This is a genomic window from Actinomyces sp. AC-20-1 (assembly GCF_023369555.1).
GTDB lineage: Bacteria > Actinomycetota > Actinomycetes > Actinomycetales > Actinomycetaceae > Actinomyces.
This window is the reverse complement of the sequence record NZ_JACJVC010000005.1, coordinates 137,836-161,222: the sequence shown is the minus strand read 5'-3', so window position 1 is coordinate 161,222 and position 23,387 is coordinate 137,836. Positions and strand designations below refer to the sequence as shown.

General features: G+C 72.9%; 19 protein-coding genes and 1 pseudogene. 5 read left to right on the top strand and 15 right to left on the bottom strand.

Annotation, left to right across the window (positions count from 1 at the left end):
* Positions 1-222: pseudogene (locus H6X67_RS04900) on the bottom strand (hypothetical protein); the annotation flags it as partial.
* 57 nt (positions 223-279) lie between these two features.
* Here H6X67_RS04900 and H6X67_RS04895 point away from each other — a divergent pair.
* A complete protein-coding gene (locus H6X67_RS04895) occupies positions 280-819 on the top strand; it encodes a SprT-like domain-containing protein (protein WP_249369606.1) in 540 nt (179 codons plus the stop codon).
* On the opposite strand, the gene H6X67_RS04890 is transcribed toward H6X67_RS04895, so the two are convergent.
* From H6X67_RS04890 to H6X67_RS04870, 5 genes are read right to left on the bottom strand one after another with little or no spacing between them, the layout of a single operon-like run.
* Positions 756-1,640 (bottom strand): anchored repeat-type ABC transporter permease subunit, encoded by an 885-nt coding sequence (locus H6X67_RS04890; protein WP_249369608.1) that lies wholly within the window; start codon positions 1,638-1,640, stop codon positions 756-758. The two genes, H6X67_RS04895 and H6X67_RS04890, sit on opposite strands and share 64 nt — an antisense overlap.
* Positions 1,640-2,389 carry an anchored repeat-type ABC transporter ATP-binding subunit gene (locus tag H6X67_RS04885; protein ID WP_249369610.1) on the bottom strand — a complete coding sequence of 250 codons (750 nt, stop codon included), beginning with the start codon at positions 2,387-2,389 and terminating at the stop codon, positions 1,640-1,642. The genes H6X67_RS04890 and H6X67_RS04885 overlap by 1 nt, the downstream gene beginning before the upstream one ends.
* Entirely contained in the window at positions 2,373-3,557 is a 1,185-nt protein-coding gene (locus tag H6X67_RS04880) for a choice-of-anchor M domain-containing protein (protein WP_249369612.1), read from the bottom strand. Before H6X67_RS04880 ends, H6X67_RS04885 begins: the two co-directional genes overlap by 17 nt.
* The gene (locus H6X67_RS04875; protein ID WP_249435463.1) at positions 3,554-5,257 is read right to left on the bottom strand and encodes an anchored repeat ABC transporter, substrate-binding protein; all 1,704 of its coding nucleotides are present in this window, start codon (positions 5,255-5,257) and stop codon (positions 3,554-3,556) included. Before H6X67_RS04875 ends, H6X67_RS04880 begins: the two co-directional genes overlap by 4 nt.
* Complete coding sequence (locus H6X67_RS04870; RefSeq protein ID WP_249435462.1) at positions 5,254-8,100, bottom strand: TIGR03773 family transporter-associated surface protein; 2,847 nt, start codon at positions 8,098-8,100, stop codon at positions 5,254-5,256. Before H6X67_RS04870 ends, H6X67_RS04875 begins: the two co-directional genes overlap by 4 nt.
* 563 nt (positions 8,101-8,663) lie before the next feature.
* Between H6X67_RS04870 and H6X67_RS04865 the strand changes: the two genes are divergently transcribed.
* Positions 8,664-8,993, top strand: a complete 330-nt coding sequence (locus H6X67_RS04865; RefSeq protein WP_249369972.1) for a heavy metal-binding domain-containing protein — start codon at positions 8,664-8,666, stop codon at positions 8,991-8,993.
* A gap of 463 nt (positions 8,994-9,456) precedes the next feature.
* On the opposite strand, the gene H6X67_RS04860 is transcribed toward H6X67_RS04865, so the two are convergent.
* Positions 9,457-10,407 carry an ROK family glucokinase gene (locus tag H6X67_RS04860; protein WP_249368675.1) on the bottom strand — a complete coding sequence of 317 codons (951 nt, stop codon included), beginning with the start codon at positions 10,405-10,407 and terminating at the stop codon, positions 9,457-9,459.
* 339 nt (positions 10,408-10,746) lie between these two features.
* Between H6X67_RS04860 and H6X67_RS04855 the strand changes: the two genes are divergently transcribed.
* The gene (locus H6X67_RS04855) at positions 10,747-11,838 is read left to right on the top strand and encodes a Gfo/Idh/MocA family protein (RefSeq protein ID WP_249368676.1); all 1,092 of its coding nucleotides are present in this window, start codon (positions 10,747-10,749) and stop codon (positions 11,836-11,838) included.
* 41 nt (positions 11,839-11,879) lie between these two features.
* Positions 11,880-14,252 carry a prolyl oligopeptidase family serine peptidase gene (locus H6X67_RS04850; protein WP_249368677.1) on the top strand — a complete coding sequence of 791 codons (2,373 nt, stop codon included), beginning with the start codon at positions 11,880-11,882 and terminating at the stop codon, positions 14,250-14,252.
* Between the two features lie 71 nt (positions 14,253-14,323).
* Here H6X67_RS04850 and H6X67_RS04845 read toward each other — a convergent pair whose 3' ends face one another.
* Positions 14,324-15,805, bottom strand: a complete 1,482-nt coding sequence (locus H6X67_RS04845) for a DHA2 family efflux MFS transporter permease subunit (RefSeq protein WP_249368678.1) — start codon at positions 15,803-15,805, stop codon at positions 14,324-14,326.
* A gap of 88 nt (positions 15,806-15,893) precedes the next feature.
* The gene (locus H6X67_RS04840) at positions 15,894-16,619 is read right to left on the bottom strand and encodes a sugar O-acetyltransferase (RefSeq protein WP_249368679.1); all 726 of its coding nucleotides are present in this window, start codon (positions 16,617-16,619) and stop codon (positions 15,894-15,896) included.
* 653 nt (positions 16,620-17,272) lie between these two features.
* Between H6X67_RS04840 and H6X67_RS04835 the strand changes: the two genes are divergently transcribed.
* Positions 17,273-18,979 carry a GMC oxidoreductase gene (locus tag H6X67_RS04835; RefSeq protein WP_249368680.1) on the top strand — a complete coding sequence of 569 codons (1,707 nt, stop codon included), beginning with the start codon at positions 17,273-17,275 and terminating at the stop codon, positions 18,977-18,979.
* Between the two features lie 642 nt (positions 18,980-19,621).
* Here H6X67_RS04835 and H6X67_RS04830 read toward each other — a convergent pair.
* From H6X67_RS04830 to H6X67_RS04805, 6 genes are all read right to left on the bottom strand, one after another.
* Positions 19,622-19,936: a hypothetical protein gene (locus H6X67_RS04830; RefSeq protein WP_249368681.1), complete on the bottom strand. Its 315-nt coding sequence runs from the start codon at positions 19,934-19,936 to the stop codon at positions 19,622-19,624.
* 67 nt (positions 19,937-20,003) lie between these two features.
* On the bottom strand, positions 20,004-21,005 hold the full coding sequence (locus H6X67_RS04825; protein WP_249368682.1) for a sugar phosphate isomerase/epimerase family protein: 1,002 nt from the start codon (positions 21,003-21,005) through the stop codon (positions 20,004-20,006).
* Positions 21,006-21,016: 11 nt separating this feature from the next.
* On the bottom strand, positions 21,017-21,430 hold the full coding sequence (locus H6X67_RS04820; protein WP_249368683.1) for a C-glycoside deglycosidase beta subunit domain-containing protein: 414 nt from the start codon (positions 21,428-21,430) through the stop codon (positions 21,017-21,019).
* 149 nt (positions 21,431-21,579) lie between these two features.
* Positions 21,580-22,596, bottom strand: coding sequence for a sugar phosphate isomerase/epimerase family protein (locus tag H6X67_RS04815; RefSeq protein WP_249368684.1), 1,017 nt, complete (start codon positions 22,594-22,596; stop codon positions 21,580-21,582).
* Positions 22,593-22,994, bottom strand: coding sequence for a C-glycoside deglycosidase beta subunit domain-containing protein (locus H6X67_RS04810; protein WP_249368685.1), 402 nt, complete (start codon positions 22,992-22,994; stop codon positions 22,593-22,595). Before H6X67_RS04810 ends, H6X67_RS04815 begins: the two co-directional genes overlap by 4 nt.
* A complete protein-coding gene (locus H6X67_RS04805; protein ID WP_249368686.1) occupies positions 22,991-23,386 on the bottom strand; it encodes a C-glycoside deglycosidase beta subunit domain-containing protein in 396 nt (131 codons plus the stop codon). The genes H6X67_RS04810 and H6X67_RS04805 overlap by 4 nt, the downstream gene beginning before the upstream one ends.
* Position 23,387 lies beyond the last annotated feature (1 nt).

Below are 23,387 nucleotides of genomic sequence, written 5' to 3'. Positions count from 1 at the left end.
GGTGCGGGGTGCGGGGCTCGCCTGCTCGGTGGGGCCTGCGGCCCGGGCGGCCGGTGCCGTCGGAGGGGCCTGCTCGGCGGGGGCCACCGGCTCGGTGGCACGGTGGCGGCCGGAGGCGGCACGCGAGGCCCTGGTGGCCGGCGCCGTCGGGGGCGTGGCCCGGTGACGGCCGGCGCCGTCGGGCTGCGCGGCAGTGGGCCTGGGGTCCTGCTGGTCGCTCATCGTGGACATGCTGCCACACCGGAGGGGGTCCGGCATGCCGCTCGCTACCCTCGGGCCATGGAGATCCCCGCCGTGCTCGCCCTCGCGCGCGCCCTCATGCAGGAGCACGGGGTCGGCGACTGGGGGCTCGAGCTCGACCGGGCGCGCAGGCGCGCCGGCCTGACGGACCACGCCCGCCACCGCATCACGCTCTCGCGCGCTCTCATGGGCCTGTACGACGAGACCGAGGTCCGTGAGACCGTCCTGCACGAGATCGCCCACGCGCGTGTGGGCGCCCGCCACGGGCACGACGCCGTGTGGCGGGCGGAGGCCCAGCGCCTGGGCGCGAGCGGCCGCCGCCTCGTGCCCCGTGGGGCGCCGCAGGTCGAGGGACGCTGGCGCGGCACCTGCCCGGCGGGCCACACGGTGGCGCGCCTGCGCCGTCCCTCCGTCCCGCTGGCCTGCGCGGCCTGCGGCCGCTCCTTCAGCCTCGACAACCTGCTGAGCTGGACCTACGACGGGCGCAGCGTCACGGAGCAGGAGATCGGGCCGCGTTACGCCCGTGCGCTGGCGGCGGCGCGGCGGCGGCTCGATACCCACCGCGCGAGCGCGCCGTGACGCGGGGCGGCCAGCCAGGCCAGGGCGAAGGCCGCGGTGAGCAGCAGGACGATCGTCGCCCCCGTGGGCACGTCCACGGCCCAGGACAGGTAGAGGCCGACGACGCCCCCCAGGGCCCCGATGAGCGGGGCGAGCCACAGCATCGTCGTGAGCCGGTCGGTGAGCAGGCGGGCGGTGGCCGCGGGCGTCACGAGCAGCGCGAGGACAAGGACGTTGCCGATGGTCTGCACGGAGATGACGACGGCGAGGGACACGGCCGTGTAGAGGGCGACGTCGAGCAGGAGCACGGGCACCCCGGCGGCCCGGGCGGTCTCCCGGTCGAGGCTGACGGCGGTGAGCGGGCGGTGCAGGAGCAGGACGAGGCCGACGACGAGCCCTCCCCCGGCCAGGACGACGGGCACGTCCGAGGCGGGCACACCGGTGATGGAGCCGAAGAGGAAGTCCTGGAGGCTGCCGGCGTAGCCGGGGGCACGCGAGATGATGACGACGCCGAGGGCGAAGGCCCCGACGAACAGGACCCCGATGACGGAGTCCTCCTTGAGCCTCCTGCTCTGGCTCAGCAGGGCGACGAGCACTGCCGTCGTCACGCCCGCCACGGCCCCGCCGAGCACGAGGGATCCGGACAGGAGGAAGGCGACGGCGAGCCCGGGGAACACGGAGTGGGCGACGGCGTCGCCGATGAAGGCCATGCCGCGCAGGACGACGTGGACGCCGACGAGCCCGCACACGAGGGCGCACACGACCGCCATGAGCAGCGCCCGGGGCAGGAAGGCGAGGACCGGGTTGAACAGGTCCATGAGGAAGTCGAGGGGCGTGAGCATCAGGCCACCCCCAGGGCCGCCAGCAGCGGGTTGTCCTCGCGCAGGCGGAAGGTCCGCACCCAGGGCTCGGGGCTGGACAGGTTCTCGGGGGCGCCGGAGGCGATGACGGTCCCGGCGACGAGGTAGAGGCGGTCGCACTGGGCGCGTGCCGCGACGAGGTCGTGGGTGGTCATGAGGACGGCGCAGCCCTCGTCGGCGAGGTCGCGGAACAGGTCCCCGAGCATCTCCTGGGTGGGCATGTCGAGGCCGGTGAAGGGCTCGTCCAGGAGCAGGAGCCTCGGGCTCAGGGCCAGGGCGCGGGCGACGAGGACGCGCTGGCGCTGGCCGCCGGAGAGCTCGCCGACGGGACGGTCCGCCAGGCCGCGCATGCGCACCCGTCCGAGCGCGCTCTCCACGGCGCGCTGGTGCTCCAGGCGGGGGCGGCTGATGAGCCCCAGGCGCAGGGTGAGGGCGCTCATGACGGCCTCGCGGACGGTGAGGGGGAACTCCCAGGCGAACTCGTGGCGCTGGGGGACGTAGCCGACGCGGGGGGCGGGGTCCGCCGTCGTGACGGTGCCCGCGCGCCGTGGGGTCAGGCCCAGGACGGCGCGCAGGAGGGTCGTCTTGCCGGCCCCGTTGGGCCCGATGAGGCCGACGAGCTCGCCGGGGCGCACCTGCAGGTCGACGTCCCTCAGGACCGTCCGGCCTCCGAGGTCGACGGCCAGGCCGCTGACCTCCAGCGGCAGCCGCGCCTCACTCGTCCCCGTCACGCGGTGCCTCCTCGGTCTGCGGCTCGGCGTCCGTCTCCGGGCTGAGGGAGTCCTGGGCGTCGGCCCACTGACGGGCCTCGTGCTGCTCGCGGGCGACGGCGCGGCTGCGGCGGGCCAGCAGCGCGCCGAGCGCCCCGACGGCGGCGAGGGCGACGCCCAGCCACAGCGCGCCGGTGCTCAGGCCGGTGCGGCGGGTGCCGGCCTCGGCGGGAGCGTCGGCACTGTCAGCACTGCCTGCGCTGTCGGCCTGCGCGGCGCCGTCGGCACTGTCAGCACTGCCGGCAGTGCCGTCCTGCGCGGCGCCCTCGGCGTCGGGGGCCGGGGCGGCCAGGGCCTCGTCGGTGCTCGTGGCGTCGCCGACGGCGAAGCGCAGGAGGGTCGAGCCGGTCAGCTCGGTGCCCTCGGGGGTGGTGGCGCTGAAGGACAGCCTGGCCGTGTACACGCCGGGCTCGGTGAACACCCAGTTGGCGTGCACGTGCGTGTTGGCGTCCACCCACACGTCCTGCGGCTCGTGCTTCTGGCCGTCGACGAGCAGCAGGGGCTCGCCGAAGGTGCCGGACTGGGTGAACATCCAGGAGCGGCCCGGGCCCTCGACGGGGCCGATCGTCATGGTGACGCCGCGGTCGACGGCGGAGACGACGCCGGGGTCCTGGGTGTTCCAGCCCAGCCACACGACGTCGGCGGCCTGGGTCTGGGGGATGACGTACCACTGCTGGCCCTCCTCGGCCCCCATGAAGGCGTAGGCCTCGTCGGTGGGGGCGGGCAGCAGGGCGGTGTCGCGCACGCGCAGGACGACCTCGCCGGGGTCGCGCCACACGGGCGAGGGGCCGGAGTCGTCGCGCATCATGACCCGCCACTGGCCGTCGGCGTAGCGGGGGCCGAGGTCGACGTGGCCGACGTCGATGACGGCGGCCCCCTGGCCGATGGACTCCCCGGAGGTGACGGTCTGCTGCAGGTCGGGGTCCTGGGCCTCCGCGGTCGAGGTGGTGGTGGCCGGGCGCGCGGCGCCCAGGGCCGTGGTCGCCGGCCCCTGGCTGGTCGTGGCCGGCGCCGCGAGGGCGGGGGCGGTGAGCACGGGCACAGGGAGCGCGGGCGCCGCCAGGCCCAGGGCGAGCAGGGCGCCGGCCGCCAGGTGGGCGGCGCGCCGGGCGTGCGGGAGGTGGGTCATGGTCTCTCCTTGGAGGGGGTGCCGCCCAGGCACTGGGCGAGGGAGTCGGCGTTGAACCGCATCATGTCGATGTAGGTGGGGGCGGCCTCGTCTAGGGTGTCGCCGTACAGGGGGCAGACGGCCACCCCGGCCTCCTGGGCGACCGTGCGCAGCACCGAGCGGGTGCGGGCGAGGTTCGGCTCGAGGAAGACGGCGGGGATGCCGAGGTCGCGCAGGGTGGCGGCCAGGCGCACGCGGTCGGCGACGCTGGGCTCGACCCCCGGGTTGGGGGCGATGAAGCCGGACACGCTCAGCCCGTAGGCGTTGGCGAGGTAGCCGTAGGCGTCGTGGGTGGTCACGAGGTGGCGCCGGTCCTCGGGGATGGTGCCCAGGGTGGCGGACACCTGCTCGTCGAGCTCCTCGAGGCGGGCGAGGTAGGCGGAGGCGTTGGCCCGGTAGGTACCGGCACCGTCGGGGTCGACGGCGATGAGGGAGTCCTCGATGACGCGCACGTAGGCGGCGGCGTTGTGGACATCGTGCCACAGGTGAGGGTCGATGTCGCCGTGGACGTGCTTGCCGAGCACCGCCTGGGGCAGGACGTAGGCGTCCGAGCCGGGCTCGCCGACGAAGCGGTAGCCGCTGCTGCCGGGCACCTGGGTGAGGGTGCGCGGCGGGACCTCGAGGACGACGTCATCGAGGCTGACGACGCTCATGGCGGCCGCGAGGCCGCCCGCGTCCTGGGCCCGGGGGGCGAGGTCCTCGGGCAGGGAGGCGGTGTCGACGGCGAGGGCCACGCCGCCGGCCCCGCCCCCGGCGGGCTGCGCGGACAGGTTGGCGGTGAGGTCGGCGTGCCCGGCGCCCAGGAGGCTGCGCCCCTCGGCGGCGGCGACCTCGGCGCCGGAGACGCCGACGGCGAAGACGGCGGTGGCGGAGCCGAGCTCGACGGGCGCAGTCCCGTCTGTGCCGTCTGTGCTGCGGGCGCCGTCGGGGTGGAGCACGGCCCTGAAGGTGAGGCGGTAGATGCCGGGCTTGGTGAAGGCCCAGGACATGTGCTGGTGGGCGTCGGCCGGCAGGACGGAGGTGTCGGAGTCGGCGCTCACGCCGTCGGAGGTGGTGAAGCCGACCTCCGGGGCGCCGAAGGAGGTGACGAGGTAGGCGCTGGCCTGGCCGGGGCCCTCGGCGGCGGTGAGGATGAGGTCCACGGTGGAGGAGCGGTTGGCGCCGTGGGAGGCGCCGTCGCCGAGCACCCTCATACCCAGCCAGACGGTGTCCAGGGAGCGGTCCTCGACGAGCGGCAGGATAGTGGCCCCGTTCTTGGCGGCCTCCTCCGCGACGGACACGCTCATGGCCGTGGCCGGCAGGTTGGAGTCGAGGGTGCGGATGAGGGCGTGCTCCTCCAGGAGGAGGTAGTTCGACAGCGCGAGGTCGGCGTAGGCGACGTCGCGCACGGAGCGCAGCGAGGGCTCCCAGGAGTGGGGGTCGGCGCCGTCGGGCACCATCTGGGTGACGTGGGCGCGGTCCCCGGCGACGTTGCGGGCCAGGTCGGCGAGGATGCCGGTGGTGGCCACGACGTTGAGGACGCCGTCCCGGGCGGGGTCGGTGCGGCCCAGGCTGCTGGCGGGCAGGGCGCAGCCGCCCGCCAGGGCGGTGACCAGGGTGCTCGCGAGGAGCCCCGTGGTCACCGCCCTGCGGGTGAGGCCGTGCCGGGGTGGGCGTCTCACGCGCTCACGGCCTGACGGCGGCGGGCGGCCACGAGGACGAGGCCGGCCAGGACGAGCACGGCGGAGGCGACCAGGCTGTCGCCCGAGTCGGCGCCGGTGCGGGCCAGGCTGAGGTCGCAGGGCTTGCCGTCGGGTGTGCGGCCGACGACCTCCTTGACCATCGGGCGGCCGTTGGGGCCCTTCTCCCCGGTGACGGAGAGGGTCCCGGCGGCGCCGGCACCGCCCGCGCCGCTGGTGGAGCCCTTGAGGTCCGCGCCCGTGGGGGTGACGGTCATGGTGAGCGTGAGCGTGTACGTGCCGGGCTCGGTGAACACCCAGTTCTGGTGGGCGTGGGTGTTGGCCGCCAGGTGGTAGGCGGTGCCCGCGCCGTCGAAGACGTGCTCGCCAACGCCGCTGCCGAGGGACCCGGCGTTGAAGACGGCGACCTTGCCGGGGCCGTTGACGGCGTCGAGGCTGAAGGTGACGCCGCCCTTGGTGCCGTTGACGACCTCCTCGCGCTGGGAGTTCATGCCCAGCCAGGGCACGCCGGCGATCTGGGTGGAGGGGATCATCCACACGGTCTGGCCCTCGTTGGCGACGAAGGACAGGGCCGCGGGGGCCTTGATCGCGGCCCCGTCGCCCAGGGCGAAGGTGAGGGACTCGGGCGAGACCCAGCTCGCGGGCTGGTTGCGGTCGTCCTTGACACGGGCGACGAGGGTGCCGTCCTCGATGGCGGGGCCGAGGTCGAAGTGGCCCTCGGTGGCGTTGCCGGTGGCGCCGGGACCCACCTGGAAGGTGAGGGTCGTCGTCGCGCTGTTGGCGGTGGCGCCGGAGCCGCCCGCGGAGGCGGAGCCGCCGGCGAGGCGAGTGGCCTCCTCCTCGGTGGCCTCGCGGGTGATCGTCGTGGCGACGCACTGACCGGAGGAGGCGGCGCCGGAGGCACCCGCACCACCCGCGCGGCCGGAGGACGTGCCGAGGACGGAGGAGGCCTGGCCGATGACGTTGGAGGACGCCTGGGGGCCGGAGGGCGCCGGGGCGTCGCCCGAGCCGCTGGGGGCCGCGGGGGCAGCCGGCTGCTGGTCGGTGCCCGGCTTCTGCGGGGCGGAGGGGGTCACGCAGCTGGAGCGCTCGCCCACGTCGATGGTGTAGGTGTGCTCGCTCGTCTGGGCGGTGGCGGAGCCGTCGGCCTTGGTGGCCGTCGCCTTGACGGTGAGGACGTAGCGCCCGGCGTGGGAGAAGACCCAGGTCACGTGCTTGTGGGCCGCGTACGGCTGGGTGATGGTGGAGCCGGAGGGGTCGAGGCGGTAGCCGCCGTCGGAGAGCACGGACTCCAGTCCGAGGAGGCTGCCGCCGGCGAAGGCGTGGATGGTCCCGTTCTCCGGGCCGGTGTAGCTCACCCGGAAGGTCGCGGCGTTGTACCCGCCCTGGCGGGCCGCGAGCGTGTCCCAGCCGGGCCACAGGACGTGGGCCTGGTCGGCGCCGTTGGCGTCGAGGACGTAGCCGGCCTCGGGCAGGGTCGGGATCTGGTCACGCAGGCCCTGGGGCAGCTGGGTGTAGGTCGACTCCTCACGGGCGGGCTGGCCGTTCGTGGCGGGGACCGTGTAACGCTCCTTGACCTTGAGCAGGACGCTGCCGGGCTCGCGCAGGACACCCTGGCCGGTGACGTCCTCCTTGAGCTTGAGGGACAGGGTGCCGGAGGCGTCGCTCGTGAGGTCGAACATGTCGACGTGGCCGTGGTCGAGGACGGTCGCGAAGCCCTCGGTGCTGCCCACGAGGTCGCAGGAGGTGGTGCCCGTGGTGCCGGGGGCCGGCGTCGGGCCGGCCGACGGCGTGGCGCCGGGCTCGGTGGTGGCCGGGGCGGTCGGGGTTGCCGGGGCCTGGGGGCTCGGCTGGGTCGTGGGCTCGACGGCGGGGTCGGTCGCGGGCGCCGTGGTGGGCGCTGCCGTGGGCTCGTCCTCCGGCTCGTCACCGGGCTCGTCGGTGGAGGGGTCGGTGGCCGGGGCGGTGGGCTCCTCCGCCTGCGGGGTGGTCTCGCCGACCTGGATCGTGTAGGTCACGGCCTCGGTCCGGTTGGAGTAGACCGACCCAGTGCTGCGCGAGGAGAGCGCGGTGGCGGTGAGGGTGTAGGTGCCGGGCTGGGTGAAGACCCACGTGGCGACGCCCTCCATCGGGGCGGCCTCGGCCTGGCCTGCGCCCTGGCGCCCCAGCGCCAGGGCGTCGTTACCACTCACGCCCTCGTCGTCGGGGCCGACGCCGGGGGCCAGCTCCAGGGAGCCGGAGCGCAGCAGGGGCTTGAGGTCGGCCGTCTCGCCGGTGGGGTCGTACTGGGCGAGGAAGACCTTCGCGCCCTCGGGCCCGGTCCAGCCCAGGCGCACGCTGGAGCCGTCGTAGAGGTAGGGGTCGGCGGCGACGGAGGAGGCGTCCCAGCCCAGGGCGAGGGGGCCGCCGGGGGCGACGGTCCAGCCGGAGGTCGCGCCCGCGGCCACGAGGGCCGGGTCGGTGACGGGGGCGGCGGCGCCGGGGACGGACACGAGGGTCGTCTCCGGGTCGGCGAGGTCGTCGTCGACCGTCATACCCAGGCCGATGGCACCGGTCCCGGCGTCGGTGCCGAAGAGGTGGAAGAGGTTGACCCGGCCGGTGCTCACCCGCTCCTGCTCGTCGGGCTGCACGGCGGCGGCCTGCGGGGCCAGGGCCGGGACGGCGCCGGCGAGGGCCAGGGCGAGGACGGCCAGGAGGCTCAGGAGGGCGGCGAGGGAGGTGGCCGGGGCGCTGGCGCGGGTCGCGCACGAGGCTGCGGGTCGTGGTCCTGCCAGGCGTGGGAGCCGGGGCTCCCGCTGCCGCAGGTGAAGGAAGGGGCTGGCCATGAGACGGACCTTTCCAGCGTCGGGTAATGGGAATCGTTCTCGACCCAAGTAGACCTCAGACCCGCATGACAAGGCAAACCCACAGGACGAGGCAGCAGCACCGGCACCAGGCCAAGGACCCCGCCCGGGGAACACATCCGCAGCCCCGGGGCAGCAGCACCCCCGGCAGTGGTCTCGGTAACACCCTGCCCCGGCAGCACCCCGGCAACACGGCCGGCAGGTCGCAGGCACCGTCTCCAAGCCGCTCGCGCAGGCGCCACCGGCAGCACGGCCGGCAGCGCGGGCGGCGGAGCCGGGCCGCCCGAGGCGCGCGGGCAACCGGACCCGAGCACCCGGGGGCGAGCGCACCCCGCCGTCAGCCAGTCATCTCCGGGCCCGGGCCCCGGGGCGCGCTCTGGCTCGCTCAGGGGCGCGAGTCGTGGACGATTCCGGGCCCACCCCCGGGGGCGCACCCCTCGCTGCGACACGGCCGTCGGCTCGCGGCATGATGTCCACCACACAGGGACCCCGGGCGTCACGGACGCCGCGCACCCGAGCGCGGTCCCCCACCTTGAGGAGGACGCATGATCGTCACCACCACCCCCACCGTCGAGGGCTACCCCGTCTCCCAGTACCTGCGCGTCGTGTGCGGCGAGACCATCGCCGGCGTCAACATGCTCAAGGACATCGGCGCGGGCCTGCGCAACCTCGTCGGCGGCCGGTCGGAGGGCTACGAGCGCGAGCTCGTCCAGGCGCGCGAGACCGCCCTGGCGGAGATGGTCCAGCGCGCCGCGGAGCTCGGGGCGGAGGGCGTCGTCGGCGTCGACATCGACTACGAGACCCTCGGCTCGGACAACGGTATGCTCATGGTGACCGCATCGGGCACCGCCGTGCGCTTCACCCCCGTGCAGTAGCCGCGAGCCCGGTCGGAGCTCTCGCCCCCCGCAACACCCCACGCGCCCCGCGAACGCCCCCACGCACCACGAGCACCCCCACACGCACCCCGCGAGCGCGCCATGCAAGGACAACCTTCACGCGGCAGGACAACTTGCGCCTCCAAGGACAACCCATTGGCATCCAACAGGTTGTCCTTGGACCGGCAGGTTGTCCAGACACACGCACGTTGTCCTTGCGAGCGCAGGTTGTCCTTGTGCGCACACGTTGCCCAAACCGGGACCGCACGTTGAGCCCTGAGCCTTCACGCTGAGACCTGACCGGAAGTGTCAGGCCCCAGCGTGAGAGCTCAGGGCTCAGCGAGGAGAAGCGAAGCGGCTCAGCGCGCGGGCACCCGGGGCACCTGAGACGCCAGGTCCCAGGGCCCCGGACCCCGGGCCCCGACCACTCAGGCACCCGGAGCCCCGGCGGGCGTCCGACCGCTCAGGCGCCCTGGCGGGCGAGGTCGGCGGCGCCGATGAGGCCGGCGTCCTGGCCGGAGGAGGAGATGAGGACGAGGATCTCCGGGCGGCGCGAGCGAGCCGTGAGGTAGGTGGCGAAGGCCTCCTTGACCGGGCCGAGGAGGATGTCGCCGGCCTCGGTCATGCCGCCGGTGAGGACGACGACCTCGGGGTCGAGCACAGCGGACAGGTCTGCCAGCCCCTGGCCGAGCGCGTCACCGAGGTGCCGGTAGCACTCGAGCGCGGCGGCGTCGCCCTCGCGCGCGGCCATCGTCACGGCCTTGCCGGAGATGTCGCGCACCTGGCCGCCCGACAGCTCGATGATGCGGGCGGCGTAGTCGGGACGGAAGCGGGCGAGCTCGAGGCCGTTCATGCCCAGGGCGGTGCCCGAGCCGTAGCGCTCGAGACAGCCGCGCAGGCCGCAGCCGCAGGGGCGGCCGTTCGGCACGATGTTGATGTGGCCGATCTCGGCGGCGAAGCCGGCGGCGCCGCGCACGAGGTGCCCGTCGATGATGACGGCGCCTCCGACGCCGGTGCCCAGGGTGACGACGAGGACGTTGGAGCGGCCGGCTCCGGCCCCGAAGCGGGCCTCGGCCCAGCCGGCGGCGTTGGCGTCGTTCTCCACGACGACCGGCAGGCCGGTGCCGGCGGAGACGACGTCGCCGATCTTGACGCCGGTCCAGTCGAGGTTGGTCCCCGAGGCCATGGTGTTGCGGTCGCTGGAGACGAAGCCGGCGGCGCCGACGCCGACGGTCGCCACGCCCTCGGCCTGGGCCTTGAGCTCGTTGACGCAGTCGATGATCGTCGTCATGATCGCGTCGCGGTTGTTGGCCGGGGAGTCCTTCTGGAGGCGGGCGATGACCTTGCCCTCGTCGTCGACCACACCGGCCGCGATCTTGGTCCCGCCGACGTCGACGCCGATGCTCAGTGCCATGACTTGCTCCTCATCGTTGAGACGAGCCCCGCGAGGGGACTCGTGTACGTGGTGCGGGCCGGTTGGGCCCCTGGTGCTGATTGTCGCCGATCGGGCCGACGACGGCATCCCGCCACCCCGCCTTCTTCTGCACCCTGCACGCAGAAGGGGCGGTGCCACGCTCCCGGCGCCCGGCCGCCCTGAGGAGAGCGAGCCGGACCACCCCTTTTTACCTCACCGCGCACAAGTGGGACCGCCACCCCTGACGGCCCACGGCCCACCGCCCGTACCGTCAGGGCACCGCGAGGCGGACGCGACGATGCGGCCGCTGTGCGCCGAGGAGAACCACAGGAGGTCACCATGTCCACCACCACCCACCGGCTCGTCATCATCGGCTACGGCACCCAGGGCGTTTACCACACCCGCAACCTGCGCGCCCTGGAGGACGTGGCGATCCACGTCGTCGGCGTCTACGACACGGACCCTCGCGCCCACGAGGACGCCACCACGGACGGCCTGGCCGTCTACGACTCCTTCCAGGCCGTGCTCGACGACGACTCCATCGACATCGTCTTCATCTGCACACCCAACGACTCCCACCACGGTTACGCGGTCCGGGCCATGCACGCCGGCAAGCACGTGCTGTGCGAGAAGCCCGCGATGATGACCTCCAAGGAGATGCGCGACGTCGCCGCCGTGGCCTTGGAGACGGGCCGCATGTTCATGGTCCACCAGAACCGCCGCTGGGACCCGGACTTCAACGTCATCAAGAAGGTCTACGACGAGCGTCTCATCGGCGAGCCGACCTACCTCGCCCAGCGCATCCACGGCTCGCGGGGCATCCCCGGCGACTGGCGCCAGCTGCCCGAGCACGGCGGCGGCATGATCCTCGACTGGGGCGTGCACACGGTGGACCGCCTGCTGACGATGGTCGACTCCCCCGTCGTCGACGTCTACGGCGAGCTGTCCTTCGCCCTGGGCCACGAGGTCGACGACGGCTTCCGCGCGCACCTGACCTTCGCCGACGGCTTCAAGGCGGTGGTGGACGTCTCGACGACGGCCTTCGTGCCGGAGGCGAAGTTCTGGATGCAGTCGGCCGAGGGCACGGTCGTCATCGAGGACTGGGAGATGAACGGCCGCCTCGTGCGCCGCACGGGCGCCGAGGAGGAGGACGCCACCCCGATCCAGGCGGGGGTCGGGCTGACGAAGACGATGGCGCCGCGCATCCTCGACTACAAGACGCTGGCGACCACGACCCCGCCGGTGGAGGTCCTGGACCTGCCCGAGGTCGACGTCGACGTCATGGACTTCTACCGCAACGCCCGTGACGTCGTCGACGGCGTGGCCGAGCCGGTCATCACCAACGCCTCCGTCATCCGCTGCCTGGTGGTGCTCGAGGCGCTGGTCGAGTCGGCGCGGCGCCACGAGGTGGTCCACCCCGAGCAGGCCTGAGCGGCCCCTCACCCCCGCCCACTCGTGCTGGGATAACCCGTATGCACGACGACGTGACCGCCGACGCCACGACCGCCGCCCCCGGGGGCGGTGCCGCAGCGCTCCCAGAGGAGCGCCCCAGCGCCCCCGCTCCCCTGCCCGAGGCCCCCGCCTGGCTCGACGAGATCACCGGGGAGCGGGCCCTGGCCTGGGTGGCAGAGCGCAACGCGGAGGCCGAGTCCCGCCTCGCCTCCGAGGAGCTGGAGGACCTGGCCCGGGACCTCACCGCGGTCCTCGACGCCCCCGACCGCATCCCGCCCGTCGCCCACCGCGCGGGCATGGTCTACGGCTTCTGGACCGACGCCGAGCACCCGCGCGGCGTCTGGCGGCGCGCCTCCTGGCTGTCCTACGTCGCCGGCGCCCCCTCCCGGGCGGACCGCGTCCCGGAGCCCACCGAGTGGGAGACCCTCCTCGACCTCGACGCCCTGGCCACGGAGAGGGGGAGGCCGCTCGTGTGGGGCGGCGCCCAGGTCCTCACCACCGGCACCCGCGCGGGCCGCCGCGCGCTCGTGACGCTCTCCGACGGCGGCTCCGACACGAGCACCACGCGCGAGTACGACCTGGACGAGCGGCGCTTCGTGGGGCGCGACGACGGCGGATTCCACCGGCCGCCGTCGAAGGGCTCCCTGTCCTGGGGCGACGAGGAGGGCGAGTGCGTCATCGTCTCGGCGGACTTCGGCCCGGGCTCCCTGTCCGCCGCCGGCTACCCGCGCCAGGTGCGCCGCCTGGGGCGGGGCGCCGCCGTCGAGGAGGCCGAGGTCCTGGTGACGGCCGCCCCCGGCTCGGTGGCGGCGGGGGCGGCGCGCGACCCCTGGGGCCGCACGTGGTTGACGACGATGCCCAGCTTCTACGGCACCCGCATCTGGCTGCTGCCCGACGAGGTCGCCTGCCCCTGCGGCGAGGAGGCGGCGCGGGCGGCGCTCGACGGCGCGCCCCACCCGGCTCTGCCCGCTCCTACCGCCGAGGGCGACCTGGTGCCGGCGGGCGCGGTCCGCCTGGATGTGCCGGAGAGCGCGAGCGCCGGGGTCGGCCGGGACTGGCTCACCATCGAGCTGCGCGCGCCGTGGCAGGTCGGTGGGCGCACCTACGCCCCGGGCACGCTGCTGGGCGCGGACCTGGCCGCCTACCTGGCGGGCGGGCGCGACCTCGAGGTCCTGTTCGAGCCAACGGCGGCGACGACGCTGCTGTCGGCCACCTGGACCCGCAGCCACCTGGTCCTCACGGTGCTCGACGACGTCGCCAGCCGCCTCGAGGTGTGCACGCCTCCGCCCGCGGGCGCGGCCCCGGGCACGCCCTGGGCGCACCACTGGGTGGACCTCACGGGCGCGGGAGACCTGCCCGGCCGCCCGGAGGGGGACAGCACGCTGCTGCGGCCGGGGCGCGCGCTGCTGAGCGTGTCGGTCTCGGCCCTGGACCCGGCGGGCTCGGACTACCTGTGGGTCTCGGCCTCAGGGTGGACGACGCCGTCGACCCTCACGGTCGCCCGGCTGACCGAGCAGGGGGAGATGACGGGGATGTCGGTCGTGCGCCAGGCGCCGGCCCGCTTCGACGCGACGGGGGTGCGGGTGTCCCAGCACGTGGCGAGGAGCGCGGACGGCACGCGCGTGCCCTACTTCGAGATCGGGCGCCCGGTGCCCGGGGGCGGGCCGGGCCGGGTCCTCGTGCACGCCTACGGTGCCTTCGGCACGGCGCTGACCCCCGGCTACGAGCCGGTGACCGGCAAGGCGTGGCTGGAGCGCGGCGGCACGTACATCGTGGCGAGCACGCGCGGGGGCGGCGAGTACGGGCCCGACTGGCACCGGCAGGCGACGGGCCGGGGCCGCCACCTCGTGCTGGAGGACCTGACGGCGGTGGTCGACTCGGTGGTGGCGCGGAGCGTGGCCGAGGCCGGCTCGGTGGTGGTGCACGGCTCCTCGGCGGGCGGGCTGCTCGCCGGCGAGCTGCTGGCCCGCCACCCGCAGCGGGTCGGGGCGGTGGTGCTGGAGGTGCCGCTGCTGGACATGCGCCGCTACTCGCACCTGCTGGCGGGGGCCTCGTGGGTGCCGGAGTTCGGAGACCCCGACGACGAGTCCCAGTGGGAGTGGATGCGCGGGCACTCGCCCTACCACCTGCTTGAGCAGGGGCGCTCGTACCCGCCGGTGCTGCTGCTGACGTCCACGCGCGACGACCGGGTGCACCCGGCGCACGCGCGCACGATGGCGTGGCGGCTGGCCGCGCTGGGCCAGGACGTGACGTACGTGGAGACGACCGAGGGCGGGCACTCGGGCTTCGCGACGAGCGCGCAGCGCGCCCGCACGAGCGCCCTCATCCACGCCTTCGCCTGGGAGCACGCCCGCCACCCCCACCACGAGCTGAGGACTGAGTCTTCGCGTTGAGCCCCGACCTTTCCGATCAGAGCTCAACGCGAGAGCTCAGGGCTCGCGGTGCACGAGGCGACAGCGGGCGCTCAGGCGATCACCTCGGCCGGCTCCTCCCCCTCCGGCACCACCCGTGCGCCCGGCAGGCGGAAGGCGAGGAGCAGGGCGATGCCCATGAAGAGGGTCGGAACCCAGAAGGCGCGGGCGAAGACCCCGGCCGCCTGCGCACGCCCGGCCTCCAGCGCCTGGCCGCTCAGCTCGCCGGCGACGGTCGCGGCGCCCAGGTCCGTGGCCGCGAGCAGCAGGGCGAGGGCGACGGAGACGACGGCGATGCCGACGGCGCCGAAGACCTGCTGGCCGATGTTGAACAGGGTGGTGGCGTTGCCGACCTCGCGGCGGGGCACGGCCTGGAGGGCCGCGGCGGACACGGGCATCATGGTGCCGCCGATGCCCAGGCCCTGGAGGGTCATGATGGCGGCGAGGTACCACAGGCTCGTGCCCGCACCGACCTGGGTCAGCAGCAGGACGGACAGGAACATGGCGCCCATGCCCCAGGGGATGACCCTGCGCGGGGCGAGGCGGTCGATCATGCTCGCGGCGACCGGCATGGTGATGAGGGCGCCGAGCCCGGTGGGGGCGATGAACAGGCCCGCAGCCATGGCTCCCATGCCGCGCACCTGCTGGAAGTAGGAGGGCAGGAGCAGCAGGTCGGCGGTGAAGGCGGCCTGGAAGGCGACGGCGAGGAGGATCGCCGTGCGGTAGGGGCGCAGGCGCAGGATGGTGAGGTCGAGCAGCGGGTGCTCGAGCGTGAGCGAGCGGCGCACGAACAGCGCCACCATGGCCAGTCCGAGGACGAGCGGCAACCACACCGCCGGGCTGGTGACGGCGGTGCCGGAGCCGGCGTTGGACACGCCCCACAGGACGAGGGCGAGGCCGGGGGACATGAGCAGCACGCCGAGCCGGTCGAGGGGGACGGCCCCCGTGCCCGCGGCCCGGGGCAGGAAGACCAGGCCGAGACCCGCGGCGGCGAGGCCGAAGGGCACGTTGATGAGGAAGACCCAGTGCCAGGAGGCGGCCTCGACGAGCCAGCCGCCGAGAATGGGGCCGATGATGGGGGCGATGAGCATGGGGATGCCCATGAGGCTCATCATCCGGCCCAGGCGGTCCCCGGCGACGGAGGCCACGAGGGCGGTGCCCACCGGCATGATGCAGCCGCCGCACAGGCCCTGGATGACGCGCAGGGCGATGAGGGCCCCGAGGCTGGGGGCCAGGGCGCAGGCAACGGAGGCGGCGGTGAACAGCAGGATGGAGCCGATGTACATCCAGCGGTGACCGATGCGCTTGAGGCCGTAGTCGGTCAGCGGGATGATCGCGGCGGTCGCGAGCGCGTAGCCGGTGATCGTCCAGGCGACCGAGGAGTAGGCGGGCAGGGTGCCGTCAGCGGCGGCGTAGTAGTTCTGCAGGGCCGGGATGGCGACGTTGATGATGGTGCCGTCGAGGACCGCCATGAAGGAGCCGATCATGACGACGGCGGCGACCTTGTAGGGGTTCACCGGGGCGTGCGTGGGCATGGGGGTGTGCGCTTTCTGGGAGGACGGTGCGGGGACTGACCTGTCTCGGCGCCGGCCACGGCGGTCGCTGTGGTGGCCGGCCCGGCAGTCAATCCGAGCCCGCGCCGGCGGGGTGCCGCTCGCTGCTCAGCCTGCCGAAGACGGCGGAGGTCGGGGAGGTCACGGAGTCGGCCTCGGTGATCCGGCGGACGGGCCGGGCGGGGGTGCCGACCGCGAGCCAGCCGGCGGGCACGTCGTGGGTGACGACGCTGCCGGCGCCGATGACGGCGTCGTGGCCGATGGTGACGCCGGACAGGATGGCGCTGTTGGCGCCGATCCACACGCGGTCCTCGATGACGACGGGGTCGCCGTACTCGGCACCGCCGGTGTGCCCGTCGGGGTAGGTCAGGTGGAGGCGCTCGGCGGCGAGCAGCGGGTGCGTGCCGGCGGCGATCGTGACGCCAGGGGCCAGCTGGACGTCGTCGCCGATGGTGACGGGGACGTCGTCGAGGAGGGTGACGTTGAAGTTGGCGAAGAAGCGCCTGCCGATGCGGGTGTGGAAGCCGCAGTTGACGTAGAGGGGGCCGCGGATGTGGAAGCCCTCGCCGATCTCGGCGAAGACCTGCGTCGGGATCTCGGCCCGGGCCGGGTCGGCCTCGTCGAGCTGGTTGTAGCGGCGGCACAGGTCGTGGGTGCGGGCCTTGAGCGTCTTGTAGGGAGGCCAGGCGGTGTCGAAGAGAAGGCCGGCGCGGGCACGGGCGTCCTGGTCCTCCATGCCCCAGGAGCGCGGGTCTCCGTCAACGGTCGTCACGTCTGCCCCCTCCCCTGCGGTCATGCGGTCAGGGTATCGGCGCCGGGAGGCGGGGCGAGGTCGTCGTCCCCCGCACTTCCGCCCGGCGGGGGCAGAATCGAGGTCCGGGCGGCGCCCAGCGCTCCGCCCGCAGCCCGCAGCCCGCAGCCCGCAGCCCACAGCCCACAGCCCACAGCCCACAGCCCACAGCCCACAGCCCACAGCCCACAGCCCACAGCCCAGGTTGCACGCTCATGTGAGTCGGCGCTGCGCACGACCCGCGTGATTCCGTGGTTTCCAGCGCACCCGTCTCACGACCTCTGACTCCCATGTGCATGGCTGACACTCACGCACATGGGAGCCGTGTCAGCCGTTTCCAACCCCAGGGCTCAATCGCTGGCATTTCAGCGAAAACCCTGGATCGCGGGAATCACGCCCGTCACATGAACGTGCAACGCCCATCCGGCACCGGCCTGGAGGCCGTGCGGACGGTGGCGGTCCGGGCCCCCACAGTCAGGACCTTTCACTTCCCATGGGCAGAAGCCGGGCGCCAGGGGCCTCCGCCCAGGGGCTGGCCTTCGTAGCCTGGCCCTCATCCGGCAGCGGCGCCGGGCGGTCACCACCTCGCGGGCCCCGACGTCGTCGACCCAGCACCAGCCCACAGCACCACAGCGCCCCGGGCGCGGAAAGGCGGACAGATGTCCCCCACAATCGACCGTCACTTCGACGCGATCGTCATCGGCTCCGGGCCCGCCGGCTCGACGGCGGTGCGCGAGCTGACCGAGGCCGGCATGAGCGTGCTGCTGCTCGAGGCGGGCCGCGAGCTCACTGAGGAGGACTTCACTCCCCCGGTCTACGGCGAGCCCAAGGGCATGGGCCTGGACCTGGGGGTGCGCGCCAGGCGCGTCCTGCTGGACCACCAGTGGAACCAGGCGCGCCGCTCCTTCTACTCGGACACCTCCTCGCGCTTCCTCGTCAACGACGCCGAGCACCCCTACACCTACCCGCTCGACGCCCCCTTCCTGTACATCCGCTCGCGCCTGCTGGGCGGACGCATGCACGCCTACGGGCGCGTGCTCCAGCGCATGAGCGACATCGACTTCAAGGCGGCCACGCTCGACGGCTACGGGGTGGACTGGCCCTTCGAGTACAAGGACCTCGCCCCCTACTACGACCGGGTGGAGGAGCTGGTCGGCCTCTACGGCGACGACGACCCGGGTGTGGAGCACCCTCCGGCCGGCAAGTACATCGGCCCCTCCCACCTCAACGAGATGGAGACGGAGTTCAAGCGCGTCGTCGAGGAGCGCTGGCCCGAGCGCCACGTCATCGGCTACCGCTTCCAGGCCCCGTTCCTGGACCGCACGCCCCCGGGCATCCGTGAGGCCCGTAAGACGGGCAACCTCACGATCCGCACGCACGCCGTCGTCACCCGGGTGACGACGGACCCGCGCACGGGCCTGGCGACGGGTGCGGTCTTCGTCGACGCCCGCACCAAGCAGGAGCACAAGGTGGTCGGGGATGTCGTGCTGCTGTGCGCCTCCGCCTTCGAGTCCGTGCGGCTGCTGCTCAACTCGGGCGGCTCGCGCCACCCGGAGGGGCTGGCCAACCGCAACGGCCTCGTGGGCCGTTACCTGCTCGAGCAGGCGCTGGCGCTGGGCTACGGGGACGACCCGCGGCGCCCGGGTTACTTCGGCCCGTCGACCCAGGCCGAGCCGGACCCGTTCTACGGCGGCAGCGGCGGCTTCCTCATCCCCCGCTACCAGAACCTCCACGGCCAGACCGAGCCCTTCAAGCGCGGCTACTCCTTCCAGGGCCTGGCGGGGCGCGTGCCCGTCCCGCAGGACGCGCCGGGCATGTTCGGCTTCGGCGCGGGCATCGAGATGCTGCCCCAGTACGGCAACCACCTGTCCCTGTCGCGCCGAGTCAAGGACAAGTGGGGGGTGCCGGCGCCGCACATCGTCATCCGCAACAATGACAACGACCGCACGATGGTGGCTGCAGCGGTGCGCGACATCAACGAGATGATGGACGCGGCCGGCCTGCGCAAGAACTTCGTGGCCTCGAGCTTCGGGATCCACTCCAAGACCGTGTGGCCGGACTTCAACCCGCTGCAGCGGGCGATCTTCCGCGTCGGCATCCGCATGTCGGTGATGAACGGCGTCTCGATCCACGAGGCGGGCGGCGCCCGCATGGGTCACGACCCGGCTATGAGCGTGCTCAACGGCGTCAACCAGACGTGGGACGTGCCGAACCTGTTCGTCACGGACGCGGCCTCCTTCCCCACCGGCTCGACGGAGGGCCCGGCCCTGACGATCATGGCGGTGACGGCGCGCGCCTGCGACTACATCGTCAAGGCGCACGCGGCCGGCGAGCTCACGAGGCCGACGCAGGACGTCATCCTCTGAGGCGGGGCCTCACCTCAGAGCGGTTCCGAGTGGTGGGCGGTCCTGGGCGCGTGAGCGCCGGGGCCTCCCACCGCCGTCTGGGCGCCGGGGAGGGGCCAACGGCGTGGGGCGCGTCACCCGGTTCGGGCCGGATCGTGCAAAAGTTGGCAACAAGGACACAATGCAGTGACCGTGATTTTTTGGCGCGATCCCAACAGATTCTACGAGCATAAGATAACCATGTGGGCATGCGCACACCAACCCGTGCACAATCGGCACCGGGATGCCGGTGATATTCTTAAGCCACGACGAACGAAGGCAGCGTTCCATAAGGAAAGTCCTTCGGACGTCGGACACAACAGAACCTCACCGAAAGGAACGCCTCATGTTCTTCAACGCCATTGACGCCAACACCGTCCGCGCCTACGCCGAGATGGTCAGCGAGCAGCTCAAGGAGCGCGCCACCGACGACGAGAACTGACGGAGCAGCGCGCCACGGCCGCGCACCCGGCGCGACCCGAGACACCAGGCCGGAGACACCGTGGTCTCCGGCCATTGTTGTGCCCGCCGCACGGCCACGTGTCACGCCCCAGGCCATTGCCTCAGGGACGGCCGCACTCCACACGGCGGAACCGCGGAATCATGCGGCCGCGTGCACCACTCTCAGCGCCTCGAGGGCGCAATGGCCTGAGCAGTGACAGCGCGCAGGGCCCACAGGCCTCCCAGGCCGATGAGCGGCGGCGCCACCGCGAGCACGACGGCCAGGACGGGGACCACGCCGCCCCAGCCCAGCCAGCTCGCACCGGCGAGCGTGGAGAGCACCACCGCCTCGTTGACCTCCACCATGCGCAGCGCGATGCGCTCACGCACCGGGCACCGGGAGCGCACCCACGGCTGGGCGGTCAGGCCCAGCACGATGAGGCACAACAGCGCCCCCGTCCTGCCCGGGCTCGTCCCGTTCCAGCCGTCGGCTCTCAACAGCCGGGTCCCGCACGGCGGCTCGACCACCACCGTGCGGGACCCGACGTCGCGGAGCCCGACGTCCTCACAGGCTCTCGCGGATGCTCCTGCCCAGCGTGAGGTGTCGCCCGACCTGCTCGTCGGCGTCGTCGAGGTAGAAGGCGTGACCCTCGTACTCGGTGATGAACACGCCCTGGAACCCGCCCTCGGCCAGGATCGACAGCGCCCTCTCGTAGGGGATCGTGGGCTCGTAGAGCCTGCCGTCCTCGTCCAGCTCGAGGTGGTAGAACTTGCCGTGCACGTAGGTGACGTAGGGCACCATCGCGGCGAAGGAGTCGAGCTCGGCCGGAGCGAAGGACAGGTAGCCGAACCACTCGGAGATCGCGACCTTCTCGCCCTCACCGCCGCCCATCCTCATGGCGACGTGCTCCTGCATCTCCTCCTCGCTCATGCCGTTGTGGCGGTTGGCGATGATCCAGTCGAGGTTCTCGCGCGTGGCGCCCAGGCCGATGTAGCGGTTGATGGCGATCTCGGTGGGGCGCTCGATGAACATGCCGAAGTCCGGCACGAGGGCGAAGCTCTTGAGGTTCTTCTCCTTGATGACGCGCATGAACTCGGCGACCACCGGGTCGGCCGGGGTGTGCGGGGCGTGGATCTCGAAGCCGATCCGGATGCCGTGCTCCTCGCCGATGGCGTTGACGGCCTCGGCCATGTCCGGGCCGAAGCCGGTGGCGCGCAGGAACTTGGCGCCGAGCCTGCGGGCGGTCATGATGTCGAGGCGGATGTCGGAGAGGATGTCCTCGCGGCTCATGGCGTGGCCGGTCACGCGCCCGAGGTCCACGTAGCCGCCGTAGGAGAAGACCTCGACGCCGTGCCTGCGGGAGGCCTCGAGCACGGCCTGGATCTCGTCCTCGCGCGGGACGGGGTACTGCTGGAAGGTCTGGGCGCCGACGAGCTCGACCTTGGTGACGCCCTGGGCGGCGACGTGGGCGAAGACCGTGTCGATCGTCCAGTCGTCGTTCTTGATGAACTGCTCGGTGTAGCTGTAGCAGGAGACGCCCTGCTCGATGCCGTTGATCGTTGCCATGGGGTCAGTCCTCAGCTCTCGGAGACGGTCAGGGTGGCGGTGGCGGAGGCGTCGAACATGCCGAAGACGCCGGGCGCGAGCTGCATGTAGACGACGCGGGCCTCGCACACGAGGTCGACCTCGTGCTCGCCGGCGGCCAGCGGGGCGCCGAGGACGTGCAGGCGGATGGGGGTCTTGACGCCCCAGTACTCGGTGTGGGCCAGGGGCACCTCGTACAGGCGCAGGTACTTGCCGTTGACCTCGACGAGGAGGCGCTCGTCGTCGACGCGCTCGCCGTCGACGCTCAGCTCGAGGCGCTCGACGGCGGAGACCGGGGTGCCGCGGTAGTAGTTGAGTCCGACCTCGAGGACGTAGCCGTCGGCCTCGTTCCTCAGGCTGCGCAGCACCTGCGCGTCGAAGCCCAGCTTCATGAACTTGGTGGGCATGGGGGTGTCCCTTTCTGGATGCGATGGACAGGAAAGGTCTGGGGGTCCGACGGCGAGGGCCGGGCCCACCGGGCACAGCCGGGTCGGTCTGTGCGCCGGGTGGCCCGGCCTCCGTCGTCATGTGTGCGCCGGGCTCGGCCGGCGGGCTGTCAGCCCAGGGTGCGGCGGATGAGCGCCCGCTGCTTGGCGACCTGCTCGAAGCCGTCGGCCTCGCCCGGGCCGAGGAAGGAGTGTCCCTCCCACTCGGTGGAGATGAAGCCGTCGTAGCCGGTGTCGCGCAGGATGCCGAGGATGGCGGGGATGTCCATGCTGGGCTCCTCGCCGTTCTCGTCGAAGCCGTAGCACTTGCCGTGCACGTGGACGATCTGGTCAGCGATCTCGCGCCAGTCCTCGACGTCCTGGCGTCCGAACATGGTGAAGGTCATGAGCGTGCCGTCGATGGCGGCCCGGGGCACGCCCTGCTCGGCGGCGAAGGCGGCCCAGCGGCCGTAACGCTCGAAGGTGGTGCCCTCCCCGCGCCAGAGCACGTCCATCACGGGGATGAGGCGCTCTGGGACGCCGTTCCTCACGCAGCTGGCGACCCAGCCCGGAGGCAGGGACCTCATCGTCGCCGAGAAGTCGGGGGTGAATCCGACGTAGGGGGAGTCGAGGCGGGCGTAGAGCTCGCGGTACGGCAGGATCGTCGGGGTGCAGGGGCCCTCAGGGGCGTGCAGCTCCATGCCCATCTTGACGTCCGCCCTCTCGGCGAGCAGCAGCACGCGCTCGATGACGACCGGTGAGGCGCCGAGCTGGATGCGGATCGTGTGGAAGCCCAGGAGGCGGGCCGTCTCGATCTGGCGCTCGAGGTAGGCGACCATCTCGTCGTCGGTCATGAACCGCCCGGTGGGCTGGCCGACGTCGATGTTGGAGGACAGGCAGGAGGCGACGAGACCCCGGGAGGCGAGGCCGTCGCGCCAGGAGGTGATGAGCTCGGGGGTCACGTCCGGGTAGGTGCGGATCGTCTGGAAGCCGACGATCTCGATGCCGGGTCCCAGGTTCTCGGCCGCCACGCGGTCGAGCATGGAGTCCAGGTCGTACTGCCCGGACCACCACTCGTTGGACAGCGAGTAGAGGGTCAGGCCGGTCTTGATCTTGGTGTCGCCGACACCCTTGACGTCGAGGGTCATGCGTCCTGCACCTCCAGGGCGAGGGTCTGGTGGGTGTGCTTGACCATGCACTGGTCGGGGCCCACGAGGATGTACGGGATGCGCTGGCGGGTGCTGGCGGCGACCTCGACACACCCGCCGACCCCCTCGGGGGCGGGAAGACGCACGTAGCCGGTGTCCTGCATGAACCAGAACTTCTCCGTCAGGTCCGCGAGCTCCGCGAGCGCGTAGGAGTGCCCGTTGACCTCCAGGCGCACGGTCGCAGGGTCGATGGCGGTGCCGTTGAGGCTGAGATCGAGGCCCTCGAAGGTGGACAGGGCCAGCGAGCGGTACCAGGGCAAGCGCAGTGGCACGAGCAGGTCGTCGCCGTCGCGCAGGACGGGCGAGCCGTCCATGACCATGTCGGTGAAAGAGGTCATGCGGCCACCGTGACCTTTCTCGTGTAGCGGTTCTCGGACAGGAAGGGCAGGTAGGACACCCGCAGGCGCAGGTTGACGAAGAGCTCGTGCTCGCCGTCGGCCAGGCCACCGTCGGTGAGGACGGTGATGGTGGCGAAGGTCCGCAGGTCCCAGCGCACGTCGGTGACGTCGGCCAGCTCGGCGAAGGTTCGGGTGACGCCGTTGTAGGTGAGGCGCAGGCTCTCCTCGCTCATGGCGACGCCGTCGACCCTCACCTCGGGGACCTCGACCATGGACAGGCCCAGGCCGCGGTAGTAGGGCATGTGGGTCTCGAAGGAGAAGCCCGTGACGGTGCCGTCGTCGGCGACGACGTTCCTCACGCTGCCCTCGCGGATGATCATCTCGTCGAACATG

Excerpts from the sequence above, each read along its gene's own strand:
- H6X67_RS04895 (WP_249369606.1), top strand. The coding sequence starts at position 280 with ATGGAGATCCCCGCCGTGCTCGCCCTCGCGCGCGCCCTCATGCAGGAG.
- H6X67_RS04890 (WP_249369608.1), bottom strand. The coding sequence starts at position 1,640 with ATGCTCACGCCCCTCGACTTCCTCATGGACCTGTTCAACCCGGTCCTC.
- H6X67_RS04880 (WP_249369612.1), bottom strand. The coding sequence starts at position 3,557 with ATGACCCACCTCCCGCACGCCCGGCGCGCCGCCCACCTGGCGGCCGGC.
- H6X67_RS04870 (WP_249435462.1), bottom strand. The coding sequence starts at position 8,100 with ATGGCCAGCCCCTTCCTTCACCTGCGGCAGCGGGAGCCCCGGCTCCCA.
- H6X67_RS04865 (WP_249369972.1), top strand. The coding sequence starts at position 8,664 with ATGATCGTCACCACCACCCCCACCGTCGAGGGCTACCCCGTCTCCCAG.
- H6X67_RS04860 (WP_249368675.1), bottom strand. The coding sequence starts at position 10,407 with ATGGCACTGAGCATCGGCGTCGACGTCGGCGGGACCAAGATCGCGGCC.
- H6X67_RS04855 (WP_249368676.1), top strand. The coding sequence starts at position 10,747 with ATGTCCACCACCACCCACCGGCTCGTCATCATCGGCTACGGCACCCAG.
- H6X67_RS04850 (WP_249368677.1), top strand. The coding sequence starts at position 11,880 with ATGCACGACGACGTGACCGCCGACGCCACGACCGCCGCCCCCGGGGGC.
- H6X67_RS04845 (WP_249368678.1), bottom strand. The coding sequence starts at position 15,805 with ATGCCCACGCACGCCCCGGTGAACCCCTACAAGGTCGCCGCCGTCGTC.
- H6X67_RS04840 (WP_249368679.1), bottom strand. The coding sequence starts at position 16,619 with ATGACCGCAGGGGAGGGGGCAGACGTGACGACCGTTGACGGAGACCCG.
- H6X67_RS04835 (WP_249368680.1), top strand. The coding sequence starts at position 17,273 with ATGTCCCCCACAATCGACCGTCACTTCGACGCGATCGTCATCGGCTCC.
- H6X67_RS04825 (WP_249368682.1), bottom strand. The coding sequence starts at position 21,005 with ATGGCAACGATCAACGGCATCGAGCAGGGCGTCTCCTGCTACAGCTAC.
- H6X67_RS04820 (WP_249368683.1), bottom strand. The coding sequence starts at position 21,430 with ATGCCCACCAAGTTCATGAAGCTGGGCTTCGACGCGCAGGTGCTGCGC.
- H6X67_RS04815 (WP_249368684.1), bottom strand. The coding sequence starts at position 22,596 with ATGACCCTCGACGTCAAGGGTGTCGGCGACACCAAGATCAAGACCGGC.
- H6X67_RS04810 (WP_249368685.1), bottom strand. The coding sequence starts at position 22,994 with ATGACCTCTTTCACCGACATGGTCATGGACGGCTCGCCCGTCCTGCGC.
- H6X67_RS04805 (WP_249368686.1), bottom strand. The coding sequence starts at position 23,386 with ATGTTCGACGAGATGATCATCCGCGAGGGCAGCGTGAGGAACGTCGTC.